This window comes from Chitinilyticum aquatile DSM 21506 (genome assembly GCF_000430805.1).
Lineage (GTDB): Bacteria > Pseudomonadota > Gammaproteobacteria > Burkholderiales > Chitinibacteraceae > Chitinilyticum > Chitinilyticum aquatile.
Genome location: NZ_AUMS01000017.1, coordinates 1 through 14,443 on the forward strand (window position 1 = coordinate 1; position 14,443 = coordinate 14,443).

A 14,443-nucleotide genomic window follows, 5' to 3' on the forward strand; every position below is an offset into this window, starting at 1 on the left:
GACAACCCGGTGCTGGTGGACGACAACGGCACCCCGCTGGGCAACGACGTCAGCGTCACGACCAAGGAAGACACCCCGGTGGGCGGCCAGCTCAAGGCCACCGACCCGGACGGCGACCCCCTGACCTTCACGAAGGGCAGCGACCCGGCGCACGGCAGCGTCACCGTCAATGCCGACGGCACCTGGAACTACATCCCGGGCAAGGACTACAGCGGCAACGACAGCTTCACCGTCACCGTCAGCGACGGCAAGGGTGGCAGTGACACCATCACCGTCAAGATCGGCGTCACCCCGGTGAATGATGCCCCTGATGCAGTGGATGATCCGGCAAGCACTACGGGCTTGCGTGCTGAGTATTTTGTGTACCAGGAGGGGGCGCTGGCGGATGGCGGTAATCTGACCTCACTGTCGATGATCAAGGATTTCATCGCTACGCATAATGCCTCTGCCGTGTTTACAGCCAAAAACATCAGTTATTCACTGAATGATGGTGATCTGGGCGGCAATAATAATCTGCAGACTTTCCTGGGGAGTGATGCGTCTACGCTGAATACCGATCCGGCCAACAGTACTGACGCAATCATCCGCATGAGCGGCAATATCACGCTTGATGCCGGTACCTATAACTTCAAGGTACTTGCGGACGATGGCTATGTAATTTATATCGACGGCGTGAAGGTGGCGGAGGTCAACAAGAATCAGTCGCCGACCGGTACCGAGCATGCTTCGTTCACCGTGGGTAGCAGTGGTGCGCATACCATTGAAATCCTGTACTGGGATCAAGGCGGGCAGGCCGTGTTCCAGCCCGAGCTGCGCCCTGGAACGGGCACATACAAACCGCTGTCCAGCTATACGCTGACTAGCCAGACGCCCTATGCCACAACCGAAGATACGGCGCTGACGATCAGCAAAGCCACGCTTCTTGCCAATGACCGTGATGCGGATGGCGATACGCTGAACATCATCTCGGTGCAGGATGCGACGCACGGCACCGTGGCTCTGGTGGGTGGCAATGTGGTGTTTACACCGAATGCCAATTACAACGGGCCGGCGACGTTTACCTACACCATCAGCGATGGCAAGGGCGGAACCGATACGGCGAAGGTGACGGTACAGGTTACTGCCGTCAATGATGCGCCGGTCAGCAGCAACCAGACCGTTAGCACGCCAGAAGACGTGGCTCTCAATGGCAAGATCGTTGCGACCGATGCGGATGTGACCGATATCCTGACGTATACGCTCAAGCCCGGTACGGCACCGACGCATGGTACGGTCACGATTGACTCCAAGACCGGCGCTTATGTCTACACGCCGAACAAGGATTACAACGGTAGCGATACCTTTACGGTGACCGTGAGTGATGGCCATGGTGGCAAGGTGGATTCGATCGTCAAGGTCAATGTCACCCCGGTCAATGATGCGCCGGTGGTTGATAGTCATAACGTGGTCGCTTTGGAAGGGGTGCCAAAAGACTTGGGCATCGCACTGCCCAAGGATGTGGATGTTGGCGATACTTTGACAATCAAGGTAACCGGCTTGCCAAGCGGCGGTGTTGTGATGCTGCCGGATGGCACTCCAGTCACCAATGGCATGACACTCACTCCGACTCAGTTGACTAGCTTGCAATACACTAGCCCGCTGAATGTCACCGAGAATGCTACGCCGTTCGGCTCTTTCAAATATGAGGTTTCCGACGGGCAGCTTGCCGTCACTGGTGCGATTGGAATATCGGTCAATAACAATGGCGCCTTGATCGTAGGCAGTGGGCTGAATGACCAGATCACAATTAATTATGGCGAGTCACAGTGGTCGGATGACAAAACCTTCATCTTGCAACTGGGCGGTAAACCGGTTGATCCGACAACCGGGCAAACTGTCACTAACCCGACTGGCGGGGTGACTAGCGGTCCGGATCAGGTGATCTATTCCGGTGCCTCGAATGACCAGGTGGAGTCGGGAGCGGGTAATGACCTGATTTTCATGGGCGATACCTTGCCGAACAACACATCCTCTGTCTCACAAAGTTTCCTCGCTGGAACTGGCGTGATGACCATGGATGAAAGCAAGCTGCTTGATAGCGCCGGCTTGTTTGTTCAAAGCGTGATTGCCCCGGTGCAGCCATTGTCGGATTTGGCCAATGGTGGCAGTGGCAATGACACCATTTATGGTGAGAAAGGCACCGATGTCCTTTATGGCGGTTCAGGCAATGACAAGCTCTATGGTGGCGCAGATAACGATGCCCTGCGTGGCGGTAGTGGTGATGATCTGCTGGTGGGCGGCAGCGGCAGTGATGTGCTGCGCGGCGATCTGGGGAACGATACGTTCAAGTGGGTGCTGGGAGACCAGAGCGCTACTGCAGGGGCGAGCAATGCAGGGGGCAACAATGGCCTTGGTCTGAGTGGTACGACCAAGATTGTCGCAGGGGCAACCGACCTGGTGATGGACTTCAATACCAATGCCGGAGACAAGGACGTGCTGGACCTGCGCGATCTGCTGCAGGGCGAGAACAGCGGCACGCTCGACAAGTACCTGCACTTCCAGAAGGATGGCGCCAACACGGTGATCCATATCAGCCACGATGGCCAGTTCACCCCGGGAGCCGTTGGCAGCAATTATCTCAGCGGCAAGGAAACGCAGACCATCGTGCTGAAGGGGGTTGATCTGATCGGATCGGATACCACCGACGCGCAGGTGATCCAGCATCTCTTGCAGAACAACAAGCTGATCACGGACTGATTTTTAATACACTAAAGGGTATGCGGTTGTGGCCATTTTCATAGAATGGCTCCAGCCTCATACCCTTTTTATTTGATGGGGGTGGATCGCTTCATGCTGCCTTCTTCCTTTGGGGCTGTACCTTAGGGCGAATACCTGGCGCCATTTTGCTGATGCAACGCATCATCAGCGGGGCTGCTTGGTGTAAATTAGCGCTTTTGCAATCGACGGTTTCTTCCGCGGGAAGAAGGGGAGCTGGGCTTGGAGAGGACTGTGCTGGCACAACTGCAACGCTTGCGCGAAGTGGTGCGGGACGTTGCTGCTGCCGAGGTCATGCCGCGCTATCAGAAGGTGGTGGCCGAGAAAAAGCACGACGGCAGCCTGTTTACCGAGGCCGACCTGGCGACACAGCAGGCTTTCCAGCGTCTGTTGCCGGGCATTGTTGATTGCCCGGTGCTGGGCGAGGAAATGACGCAAGCCGAGCAGGAGGCGCTCTGGCACGATCATCCGGCCGGACTGTGGGTCGTTGATCCGATCGATGGTACGACCAATTTTGCGCACGGCCTGCCTTATTTCGCGCTGTCGATTGCGCTGATGCGGGAAGGCCGCCCGCAATTCGGCGTCGTGTATGTGCCCGTGCTGGACGAGTGTTTTTCTGCTGCTGCAGGGCAGGGTGCCTGGCTCAATGGCGAGCGTCTGCCGCTGGTTGCCGATGACAAGGCACTTGCTGATGCGGTGGCCAGCATAGAAACCAAATGGCTGTCCGGCCATCTGGCCGCGCGGGTTGTCACCGTCGGGCCCTTCCACAACCACCGCAATTTCGGCGCATCAACCATTGACTGGTGCTGGCTGGCGGCTGGCCGGACCGATGTGATGCTGCATGGCGGGCAGAAACTGTGGGATTACGCGGCAGGTGTGCTGATCCTGCTGGAGTCCGGTGGCGTGGTCGGCGCCATTCACCAGCCGGATTTCTGGCTGGAAAATGCCTGGCAGCGCTCAGTGGTCGCCGCACGAACTCCCGCGCTCTATGAAGCATGGCGCAACTGGGTACGCAATAACCGCTGACTTTTCTCTTGCTGGCCGTCCCTGTACGGCAGCGGACCTTGCCAGGGCTCCCCGGCGCAATAAGATGATTAGCTGGGTGCAAGCTCCAGCGGGCTGGCCTGCAGCAGGCTGGCGAAATCATCGGCTGGCAGTGGTTTGGCCAGATAAAAGCCCTGCAGCAAATGGCAATCCATGCTGGCGAGGAAATGGGCTTCGTCCTGTTTTTCGACGCCTTCGGCGATCAGCGATAGCCCCAGATTTTGTGCAATGCCGATAATGGCGCGCACGATGGCGACGTTGTTGGCATCAAACGGCAGCCCGCGTACGAAGCGCTGGTCGATTTTCAGATAATCGATGGGAAAGGCCAGCAGGTAGGCCAGATTGGAATACCCCGTGCCGAAATCGTCCAGCGCCAGCGTAAATCCGGCTTCGTGCAGTTCATTCAGCATGACGGTCATGCGTTCATCGACCTGCATCAGCAGGGTTTCGGTGATCTCCAGTTCGAGCTGTGAGGGTGACAGCGCGTAGCGCTGCAGGATCACCAGCAGCCTGTCGGCCAGTCCGGGCTGGAATTGCCGGGCCGAGAGGTTGACGGCGAGGCGGTCGAGATGGATGCCCTGTTCATGCCACTGCGCCAGTTGCCGGCAGGCGGCGTCGATAACCCAGTCACCCAGTAGACCGATGAGGCCATTTTCCTCGGCAAAGGGTACGAATTCGCCCGGCAGCAGCAGCCCCCGCTGCGGGTGCTGCCAGCGGATCAGTGCTTCCGCGCCAAGGATGCGGCCATCGGCCGGATTGATCTGCGGCTGGTAATGCAGGCAGAGTTCGTTGCGTTCGACGGCATGGTGCAGATCGGCCGAAAGCTTGATGCGGGCCAGACTGCGGCGATTCATTTCTGCCGAATAGAACAGAAAGGGCTGGTCAGCCTGCTTGGCCCGGTACATGGCGACGGCGGCATCGTTGATCAGCCGGTCGGCATCGCGCCCGTCTTCCGGGTAGATGGTCATGCCGATGTGCGCCTTGAGAATGACTTCCTGGCGCTCCAGTTCGAAAGGAAGTGCAACCTGATCGAGAATGCGCCGGGCGACCAGTGCGGCATCATCGCGCAGGCTGATGTCGAACAGGCCGATGTAGAATTCGTCACCACCGAAACGGGCCAGCACGTCTTCTTCGCGCAGGCAGCTGCGGATGCGCCGGGCCAGTTCGATCAGCAGCTGATCGCCCCCTGCATGCCCGAATGAATCGTTGATGGCCTTGAAGCCGACCAGATTGAAACAGAGAATGGCGCCGGTATTGCGTTGCCGCCGTGCTTCGGCCAGCGCCTGCTCGAGGAGCGTGAACAGCATGCTGCGGTTGGGCATGCTGGTGAGCGAATCGTAATAGGCCAGGCGGTGGATCTGCTCTTCGGCGGCCTTGCGTTCGGTCAGGTCGGAGAAGACGGCAAAATAATTCTGTATTTCATTCCGTTTGTCATGGACTGCGGACAGGGTCAGCCAGACCGGATAGCGCGAGCCGTCAGCTCTCAGCTCCCATAATTCGCCTTCCCAGTGGCCGGTGGCGGTCAGGCCGGCATCGATGTGGCTGGCCAGCTCGGGATGCGCCAGAAACCCGGGTATCCGCCCGCGACTTTCCTGCTCGCTGTTGCCGCTGATGCGGCAATACGCCGGGTTGACGTTGATGATTTCACGCGCGGCATTGGTGATGACAATGGCGTCGGGCGTGCTCTGGAATACCCTGGTGAGCAGATGGGCTTCCTCGCGGTCGGCAATCTGCTCGCTGATGTCGTGCACGAAGCCGATCAGGCGTTCCGGCCTGCCGGCATCGTCACGCACCAGAATCAGCTGGATGCGCGCCCAGAATACCTCGCCATTCTTGCGGCGGCGGCGGACCTCGACCGTTCCCCGTCCCAGTGAAAAGACACTGTTGAAAAGCCCCGCATCATCTTCGTTTTCATCGGCATACAGCAGCAGGATGTGCTGGCCGAGAATTTCTGCCGCAGAGTAGCCGAACAGTTTTTCGGCGCCGCTATTCCAGCCCGTGATGTAGCCCTGCGGGTCCAGTACCAGCAGGGAGGCTTCCAGATCGCCCAGCAGGCGGGCGGCGATGTCCAGTTCATTCTGCGCGGTCATTGCCACGATACGCCTGGATTTGCCTTGCCCAGTCGAAAGCGCTGATCTCGCTTTCCAGCCAGCTGCGCGGCGTGATTCGTGGCGAGGGGAGTTCGGTAGCCTTGCCGCTTTCCAGTGTGATGACGCAATGCAGCGCGCGCCCCAGTTCACCCTCCTGTGCCAGCAGCGCCTGCCGCAATGCGGGTGGCAGCGGCAGTTCACCGAGCAGTTCGGCGAGCGGCTGGCCGAACAGCCGATCGAGCAGGGAGAGCATGCCGACCAGAAAGGCACTGTCGGCCGGCTGGCTCAGCCAGCCCTGTTGCGCCCAGTTTTCGAGTCGCTTGGCGCGTAATGCCGCGCCGGTCATCAGGGCGGCATTTTCACCATCATTACCGAACTGTTCGGCATACAGCAGTAATTGCAGCCAGCGCTGCAGCTGGCGCCGGCCCAGCACGGTGATGGCGTGGCGGATGCTGGTGATGTCGACACGGCTACCGATGCCGACCGAGTTCACCAGTTTCAGCAGGCTGTGCGTCAGGGTAGGAGCCAGTGCAAATGCTTCTTCCAGCTCGTGCGTTTCGGCGTCCGCCACTACCAGCGCCAGAATCTGCATCAGCGCCGGCTGGCTGGGATGGCCTGCCCGTGCCTGTGCGGGAAGGAGATAACCGGGGCCATAGGTCAGCGAGCCGGCGGGCAGAGTGGCCAGAAAGCCGGGCGCCTCAAACCCCGCACAGATCAGTGCATCGCAGCCCTGCCAGTACTGGCCGCGCAGTACGACCGGCTGCAGCGGCGGCAGGTCCGCCGCTGCGCCCGGCAGATAGCAGGGCAGATCATGCAGTGATGGACTGGCTTGCAGGCGTTCGGCCAGCCAGGCTTGCTGTTCGCGCGGGCAAAGGGCAAAGAGGGCGTGCCATTCGCCTGTGGCGTTCCAGAGCGGATGAAGATGAAGAAGCGTCATGGCGGCAAGCGGTAGGCATTCATAGTGTGCAAACTAGCCGGCGGAGACGGCCTGCGCAAGCCGGATGGACAGGGAGGTTGCCATTCGGCGGCTGTCACGCGATTTATGCTGCGACGCAACAATCGACGGGCTATGCTGTCAATCCGGATAGCAATAATCGCGGGCGCAATCAGTCTGCTGCTGATTGATGACCTCAGGGAGAGTGAGCATGAGCAATCGTGACGGTACTACCTGGCTGGCCACCGATGAAAATCGCATGGCCCAGGCACTGGCTCTGGCCAGTGATTTCAGCATCCCCCAGCTGATCGCCCTTGCGCTGGACGGTGCGCATCCCGAGCTGGTTCGCCGGCTGGCGGCAACGCTCTTGGCTTTGCAGGACGAATACCTGCCGGGGCGCTACGGGCGCTATTCCCGGCATGACCTGCTGCTGCTGCAGGCCGCCGGGCAGTTCATCGAGGTCGCCAACAGCTGGCAGATGCCGGAAAATCTCGCCATTACCGCGCACAGCGGTTTGCGGCCCTATATTCCCGCCGAGCCCGACTGGGAGCACAGTGCGCTGTTCGAGCGCATCCGCACCGGTCTGACGCCGCTGCCCTATCCGCCGCCGACTTCCGGCGGCCAGCCGTGGTACGCCATCATTGAAGAGCGCGGCGAGTTTCCGGTCGTCATTACCGCCGCGCAGGCGATGGCGCACAGCGAAATTCCCCATGTCGAACTCAATGGCTGCCAGTGGCAGGTGCTGACGCATATCCTGCCTGATGCCAGCGAAATTCCCGGTGCACCGGTCGTGTTCCGCGATGACTGCAGCTATGTGGTGCATCACGGGCGCTGGCCTGACTACCTGCTGTTCCGAGGGCGGACGGCCAATCGCTGCGATGCCGCTTATGCGCGGCGGCTGGTGCAGGAGGGGGGTGATGAAATCCATCCTGCCCCGCGCATTCTGGACGATGCGCCCGATGAAAACGGCTGGGTCGTACTGGAGTACGATCACTGGCTCTTGCGCCAGCGCTATCCCGCGCGCGACCCGGTCAACGATTCCGAAGCCATTCAGGCCGACCGCCAGTTGATCCGGCAAAGCCGTGTGAACATGCAGTTCCCTGTTTGCCAACTGCGTTTCGAGGATGCTGGCATCAGCTACGACTGGGATGCCGAACGGCCGGAAAAAAGCACGGTTTACCGGGTGCGCACGCTGGCCGACCAGATGCGCATGTCGTATCCGGAGCTGGCCGACTGGAGTGACAAGGGGCTGGTGATCGCCTCGGGCCTCAGCCAGCTATCGCCGGCCGAGCGTGATCCGGATCTGTTCGTACGCCTGTACGAATATGAACTGCATGCCGATTACATGTCGGGCGGGGCATTTGCCAGCATCCGCGAGGCGCGTTTCATGGGCGGGCGTTTCGAGGACACCTATCGCCAGCACATTGCCCGCCATGCCCTGCATGCAGTCGATGACTGGGAGGACAGGCGGTAATTCCTTCACTCAGATTTTGCGTCACCCGATGGTAATATCCGGTTCTGATGAACAAGGACCCTGCAGCGGCCGTCTGAACGGCCGCTGTGTCGTTTTACGGTATCCGGATGTTGCCACCGATTTCACTGATCGCTCCGCTGCTGCAGCGCTGGCAGGCGCTGCCTGCCTCATTGCGCCTGTGGCTGGTGCGCCTTGGACCGTACTTGCTGTTGCTGGCCGGCCGGCTGTTGCTGGATGGCCAGCTCTCGCCCGGCCGCCTGCTCTTCGGCCTGCTGCTGTTCTGGCTGCTGGCATTGCCGCTGGCGCGCTGGGCCGCCGCGTCAGCATCGTTGGCAATCGAATTTCTGCTGATTCTGGCCAGCAGCATCAAGGAGGCGCAAACCGGCGAGCCGTTGCTGGCGCGCGATCTGCTGGAGGTGTCGCAGGGGGTGGCGCTGTCGAGCTACATTGCGCCATCGATGTATGTTGCGGCCTTCCTGCTGCTGGCCGCGCTGTGCTTTGGGCTTGCATACCGTCCGCCGCGCAGCCGGCGACACTGGCTGCGTGCACTGCTGCTGGCCGCTCCCCTGCCGCTACTGCTTGGCATCCAGGTTGCATGGAATGATGCGGCCGCCAAGATATTGCGCAGCAGTCTGCAGACCGGCGGCATCCGCTATCACGATTACAACTACCTGCTCAATGTGCGTGAAAACGGGTTGCTGACGCACCTGTTCCAGACGGCGGAAGTCATCAGTGCACCGCGAGCCGGGCCGCACGATTTTTATGTACGCCAGGCCGAGCCCCTGCTTGATCCGACCTTGCCCGATGTGGTGATGATCCTCTGCGAAGGCTGTTTCACCACCTTTGACGCCCGTTTTCCGACCGCCATGCGGCAGCTGGAGCCGCTGGGTTTCCAGCCCTTCTACCTGCTCAGCCCGGTTTACGGCGGTGGCACGGCCGAGGCCGAGTTCGAGGCGCTGACAGGTCTGTCATCCGCAGTGCTGCCGGGTATCGATTACCAGGGGCATGCGGCGGATTTCCGGCCGGATGCCCGTACGCTGGTACGGCGCTTCCGGGAAGCTGGTTACCGCACCAGCGGCCTGCACAATTTCTACGCCAATTTCTGGAAACGCAACCAGATCTACCCGCGTTTCGGTTTTGACTACACCCGCTTTGTCGAGGAAATGCCCTGGCGCACGCGCAGCTGGCCGCAGGATGCGCTGCTCTATGACAGCGCCCTGGACGCGTACCGGCAAAGTCCCAAGGCAACGCGCAACTTCATGTTCCTGATCACCGTGCGCACGCACGGGGCGTTTACCCGCTCTGGCGGCGATTATGGCCGGGCCGATTATGATTTCCGACTGGGCGAAGCCATGCGGGACATGACGGCTTTTATCGGGCAACTGGAGAAGGAGGCGAAACAACGCCAGCGCCCGCTCGCGATTGCCGTGTTCGGCGATCACAAGCCTTCCCTGACCGGCGCTTTCGAGCGCGCCGGCGTATTGCCGTCCAGTCTGTTCCGCAGCCGTGGCCCGCATAACGATGACTTCCACTTCGTGCACCGCATGACAGCAGAGCAGTGGCGTGCGCGTGCCGAAACGGCGGCCTATGTCCGCTTGCCCGATAGCACGGTCACGCAGGAACTGGCGCAGCGGCTCGATGGCCGCCCGATATTCTGTCTGCCCGCCGAGCTGTCCGGCCTTGCGCCCGGGAGTGATGATGCTTTCTGGCATGCCGTGCTGGCACGTTGCCGACAACCGGCGGCCTCGCTCACCATTCCGGAGCCGGCGGGCTGGCGGAAAGTCTTCCCGCTACCGCTGTATGGTGAACGGCTGTATTGATGAAAATTGACAGGTATATGCCACTAGCCATTTACTAGAAATGGCTGCGGCTTTATGGGTTAATGGGTATGTTCAGGCCGGCAGACTCAGTGTGACTTCGGTGTAGCTGCCCTGCTGGCTGCGGATGGCAATCTCGCCACCCAGTACGGCGGTCACCAGATTGTAGGCACCATACAGGCCCAGCCCGCCACCCTGGCCAAGCTGGCTGAGGTAGAACGGGTCAAATGCATGATTGACGGCATCGGGCGCCATACCGATGCCGTTGTCGTGAATGAGCAGCTGCAGCCGGCCATCCCTCTCCCGCGCCACCAGCTGTACACAGCCGCTGCGCTGGTCGATGAAGGCGTGCTCCAGCACATTGCCCAGCAACTGACCCAGTACATGCTGCAATGCAGCCGGTCGTACCGGCCACAGCAGGCCTTCCGGTACTGTCAGCAGCAGCAGGTGTCCGTGCCGGCGCAGTTCTTCCTGATAGAGGCTGCAGACTGCCTGCAGCAGTTCATCGATCCGGCAATCCGTGCGGCTTTCTTCATCCTGATGGCTGCTCAGGCTGCGGAAGCGCCGGATCAGTTCGGCCGTGCGCAGGATATTGCGGTCGGTCAGCGCGGCGGCCTCGCTGCAGTGCTGCAGTGCCGCTAGCACCTCGTCGCGCCCCGGTTTGCCGTTGCGGATGCGCTCAATCAGGTGCTTGAGGTTGTTGGCGATCGTCGACGAGGCGGTCATGGCCACGCCCAGCGGGGTGTTCAGCTCGTGCGCCATGCCGGCCATCAGCCGTCCGGTCGTCGCCAGCCGTTCACTGTGTGCCAGCTGGGCCAGTGCCTGCTGCAGCGCTGCACCGCGCAGGGCGACATGTTCGGCCAGTGCGCGATTGTCGTTCTGCAGGGCGGTGTTGATGTCTTCCAGCTGTGCATGCAGCGCACGCTGGCGCTGGCGGGAAAGAATGCGCTGCAGGATGTCGCAGAGCTGCTCCAGCAGGGCTTCGTCATCCGGCAGCCAGTTACGGCGAGCCTGACCGCTTTCCAGCCAGAGAACCCAGCTGGCTTCGCCATCGCTGACCGCCTGCAGCAGGATCGATACGGGCTGTTCCTGTCGCCAGGAGCTCAGCAGAGGGCCGATGAGGGGGTGTTCACGGGCGAGGCAGGCGTTCAGCTGTGGCCGGTTCTGCAACTGCCGGTAGAGTGGCTGGCCGAGCTCGGGGTCGATGCTGGCAGGCGCGCCAGTATCGCCGGCATCGACACATTGCAGGCCGCACTGCGTGCCCAGCAGCCACAGGCTGGCACCACCGGCCTGCAGCAGCGAGGCTGCTTCGCTGAGCAGGTGGTGGACGGCTTCTGCGCTGTTGCCTTCTTCGATCAGGGCGTGATTCGTCAGTGCGAAAAGCCGCTGCTGCTGGCGGTCAGCCGGCGCATGGCTGCCTTCCTGCACAATGACGGCGGGCTGCTGCCGGCGCAGCAGTTGCGTATGTGCCTGCAGAAAACCGTAGGCCGCCGGAATGTCTCCCAGTGCTTCGGCATGGCCGGCTGCCTCGGCGAGCATCTCCATGCGCTGGCGGGTATAGCCGATCATTTCGGCCAGCCCGACACCTTCGCAGCACAGGCGCAGTGCCTGTGCGCGGTCGCCCTGTTTCGCGGCCAGCAGGCTGAGCTGGCGCAGCACACTTGTTTCAGCCCAGTGGTAGCTGATCCGGCGGGTGAGTACGAGCGCTTCCTGATAATGTTCCGTTGCCAGTACGAGATCGCCTTCGCGCAGCGCCAGTTCGCCGAGCCGGCTCAGCGCTTCTGCCGCGTAATCGAGCAGGCCGGCGTTCCGGCAATCCTCCAGCGCCATTTCCAGCGCGATGCGGGCTTCGGCATCCTGCTGGCAGGCAATCAGGTTGACCGCCAGATTGATGCGGATCTTGGCCAGCAGATAGGCATCGTCCAGTTGGGTCGCCAGTGCATGCTCCAGCGCGGTCTGGTGACAGGCGACGGCCGCCGGATGGTTGCCCAGGGCATCGTGAACCTGCCCCAGCCCGATCTGGCCGTAGAGCCAGGTTTCCCGTTCGCCGTCCGGCTGGCTGGCCAGCGTCAGGGCTCGTTCCCAGAATTGCCGCGCCGGGCGGTAATCGCCCGTGGTGTAATAACTGCGGGCAATCTGTTCGTCCAGGCGGGCTTCGGCATTGATCCAGCCATAAGCTTGCGCCAGTTGCAGTGCTTCGAACAGCGTGTCGCGGCCGTATTGCGGCACGACCAGCCCGTAGAGTTCGGCCACGGCAATCAGCGTCGCGGGCTGACGGTTGCGGCGCGCGGTCTGGCTGAGTGCCTCGCAGCGCCGTATGGCTTCCTGTTTGTGATTGTTGATCAGTGCCCGGATGGCGGCCAGCTCGGCGGCAGCATCGGGCGGAATCACAAAGGGAGGGGAGAAGGCGGCAGAATCCATTTCCACAGCATGGCACAAGTCAGCCGGTTTGCAGTTCCTGCAGTCCGGAAAACACAAAGCCCGTCACGGGGACGGGCTTTGCAGGCAATCAGGCGGTCAGCCGTTCCAGTGCTTCGCGGTATTTGGCTGCCGTTTTCTCGGCTACTTCCAGCGGCAACGCCGGCGCCGGGGGGGTTTTGTCCCAGCCGGTGCTCTCCAGCCAGTCACGCACGAACTGCTTGTCATAGCTCGGCGGATTGCTGCCCGGCTGGTACTGGTCGGCCGGCCAGAAGCGGCTGGAATCGGGAGTCAGTGCTTCGTCCATCAGGCAGAGCGTGCCGTTTTCATCAAGGCCGAATTCGAATTTGGTGTCACCGATGATGATGCCGCGGGTGGCTGCGTATTCGCTGGCCGCCTTGTACAGCCTGATCGCGGTATCGCGGACGTTTGCCGCCAGTTCAGTACCGAGGAGTTCTTCGCAGCGGGCATAGCTGATGTTTTCGTCATGGTCACCGACGGCCGCCTTGGTCGATGGGGTGAAGATCGGCTCGGGCAGCTTGTCGGCTTCGCGCAGGCCGGCCGGCAGCTGGATGCCGCACACGGTGCCGTGCTGCTTGTATTCCTTCCAGCCGCTGCCGGCGATATAGCCGCGCACGATGGCTTCAACCGGCACCGGCTTGAGTTTCTTGCAGACGACCGCACGGCCTTCGACCTGGGCGCGGTCTTCCGCGCTGACCACGTCTTCCGGCTGGTCACCGGTGAAGTGGCTGGGCACCACGTCCTTGAGCTTGTCGAACCAGAAATTGGAAATGGCGGTGAGAATCTTGCCTTTTTCCGGGATCGGCTCGGCCAGGATCACGTCGAAGGCCGACAGGCGATCGGTGGCGATCATCAGCATGCGCTGGCCGTCAATGTCATAGAGGTCACGAACCTTGCCGGAATAGATTTTCTTCAGGCTGGTCAGATTGGTCGAAGTGAGGCCGCTCATGGCTATCCTTTGCGAGACAAGCAGGTTTGCAACGCGCCAGGGCGGCATGGGCCGGCTTCCGGGCGCGTAGCACTGGAAAACAGCCCGCTATTTTGCCTGATTTGCCGGCTGCGCGCATGCCGGCCGTGCAGTCCGCCGGTCATTTTCAGGCCGCAGTCCCGGCTGGCTGGGGTGCTGCGACGGGCAAGGGGCGCACCAGCCGCAGCACGCGCACCGATTCTTCGCGGTGATCGAGCCGCGTTTCCCAGCCCTCGGCGCGAAAGCCCTGGCGCTGATAGAACACCCGCGCGCCGACATTGTCGGCAAAGCAGATGGTAGCCAGCTCCGTGGCGGCAAACGTTTCGCGCGCCAGCGCTTCCATTTCCTTCAGCATGCGGGCGCCCAGCCCCTGGCGGCGCCAGGCCGGGTGGATGATCAGGTGGCCGATCCAGACGCGGCCGCTTTGCTGCACGTTGTAGAAGGAGGCATAGGCGATGGGCTGGTCACGATGATCGGCTAGCACCAGACCATCACTGTGTTCGGCCAGATGTGCGGCGAGTGCCTGCTGATCGGCCGGCCAGCGCGCACGCGGAAACAGGTTGCGCAATTCGATCGCATCCTGGGGCCAGGCGACGATGGCGCTGAAGTCTTCTGCACGGGCAGGGCGGGGCTGCATCGAGGAATAGGTCATGCGCGAGGCTCTGTTGACGTTTTGTTTACGATTTCCGTTTGAGCTGATTTTGGCCTGAAACCAGGCGCAAAGCCTGTCGCATAGTGACTTTATGCAAAGGTTTTGCAACGCAGGGTCAGGCCAAAACCAGCCAAACCCGAAGGGCTGAGCGTTTTTTGTGCCGACTCTGCGTTGCCGCCTGCTCACATAGCTGACTATGCATCGCAGCCAGCGCCTTGATTCGGCGCAAAAAACGCGCCAGCGGAAACGCAAACAAAACGTCAACAGAGCCT

At 61.3% G+C, this 14,443-nt stretch carries 9 protein-coding genes; 4 read left to right on the top strand and 5 right to left on the bottom strand.

Annotation, left to right across the window (positions count from 1 at the left end):
• On the top strand, nt 1-2,736 hold a 2,736-nt coding region (locus H559_RS23315; protein WP_028452876.1), incomplete at its 5' end, for a tandem-95 repeat protein.
• A gap of 252 nt (nt 2,737-2,988) precedes the next feature.
• On the top strand, nt 2,989-3,780 hold the full coding sequence (locus H559_RS0111780) for an inositol monophosphatase family protein (RefSeq protein WP_028452877.1): 792 nt from the start codon (nt 2,989-2,991) through the stop codon (nt 3,778-3,780).
• 68 nt (nt 3,781-3,848) lie between these two features.
• On the opposite strand, the gene H559_RS20140 is transcribed toward H559_RS0111780, so the two are convergent.
• Complete coding sequence (locus H559_RS20140; RefSeq protein ID WP_051279378.1) at nt 3,849-5,888, bottom strand: putative bifunctional diguanylate cyclase/phosphodiesterase; 2,040 nt, start codon at nt 5,886-5,888, stop codon at nt 3,849-3,851.
• Entirely contained in the window at nt 5,872-6,825 is a 954-nt protein-coding gene (locus H559_RS20145) for an HDOD domain-containing protein (RefSeq protein WP_051279381.1), read from the bottom strand. The genes H559_RS20140 and H559_RS20145 overlap by 17 nt, the downstream gene beginning before the upstream one ends.
• Nucleotides 6,826-7,033: 208 nt before the next feature.
• Between H559_RS20145 and H559_RS0111795 the strand changes: the two genes are divergently transcribed.
• Together H559_RS0111795 and H559_RS0111800 are read left to right on the top strand one after the other, a co-directional pair.
• The gene (locus H559_RS0111795) at nt 7,034-8,296 is read left to right on the top strand and encodes an NUDIX hydrolase (RefSeq protein WP_028452878.1); all 1,263 of its coding nucleotides are present in this window, start codon (nt 7,034-7,036) and stop codon (nt 8,294-8,296) included.
• 107 nt (nt 8,297-8,403) lie between these two features.
• Nucleotides 8,404-10,116 (top strand): LTA synthase family protein, encoded by a 1,713-nt coding sequence (locus H559_RS0111800; protein ID WP_028452879.1) that lies wholly within the window; start codon nt 8,404-8,406, stop codon nt 10,114-10,116.
• 72 nt (nt 10,117-10,188) lie between these two features.
• Here the strand turns inward: H559_RS0111800 and H559_RS0111805 are convergent, their stop codons facing one another.
• The 3 genes from H559_RS0111805 to H559_RS0111815 form a co-directional block, all read right to left on the bottom strand.
• Complete coding sequence (locus tag H559_RS0111805; RefSeq protein WP_028452880.1) at nt 10,189-12,534, bottom strand: ATP-binding protein; 2,346 nt, start codon at nt 12,532-12,534, stop codon at nt 10,189-10,191.
• A gap of 88 nt (nt 12,535-12,622) precedes the next feature.
• Nucleotides 12,623-13,501: a phosphoribosylaminoimidazolesuccinocarboxamide synthase gene (locus tag H559_RS0111810; RefSeq protein WP_028452881.1), complete on the bottom strand. Its 879-nt coding sequence runs from the start codon at nt 13,499-13,501 to the stop codon at nt 12,623-12,625.
• Nucleotides 13,502-13,646: 145 nt separating this feature from the next.
• Nucleotides 13,647-14,171 (bottom strand): GNAT family N-acetyltransferase, encoded by a 525-nt coding sequence (locus H559_RS0111815; protein ID WP_028452882.1) that lies wholly within the window; start codon nt 14,169-14,171, stop codon nt 13,647-13,649.
• Nucleotides 14,172-14,443: the final 272 nt, after the last annotated feature.

Bases quoted from the DNA above. Each gene is read 5' to 3' on its own strand.
- H559_RS20145 (WP_051279381.1), bottom strand. From the start codon at position 6,825: ATGACGCTTCTTCATCTTCATCCGCTCTGGAACGCCACAGGCGAATGG.
- H559_RS0111815 (WP_028452882.1), bottom strand. From the start codon at position 14,171: ATGACCTATTCCTCGATGCAGCCCCGCCCTGCCCGTGCAGAAGACTTC.
- H559_RS0111795 (WP_028452878.1), top strand. From the start codon at position 7,034: ATGAGCAATCGTGACGGTACTACCTGGCTGGCCACCGATGAAAATCGC.
- H559_RS0111805 (WP_028452880.1), bottom strand. From the start codon at position 12,534: ATGGATTCTGCCGCCTTCTCCCCTCCCTTTGTGATTCCGCCCGATGCT.
- H559_RS0111800 (WP_028452879.1), top strand. From the start codon at position 8,404: ATGTTGCCACCGATTTCACTGATCGCTCCGCTGCTGCAGCGCTGGCAG.
- H559_RS0111810 (WP_028452881.1), bottom strand. From the start codon at position 13,501: ATGAGCGGCCTCACTTCGACCAATCTGACCAGCCTGAAGAAAATCTAT.
- H559_RS20140 (WP_051279378.1), bottom strand. From the start codon at position 5,888: ATGACCGCGCAGAATGAACTGGACATCGCCGCCCGCCTGCTGGGCGAT.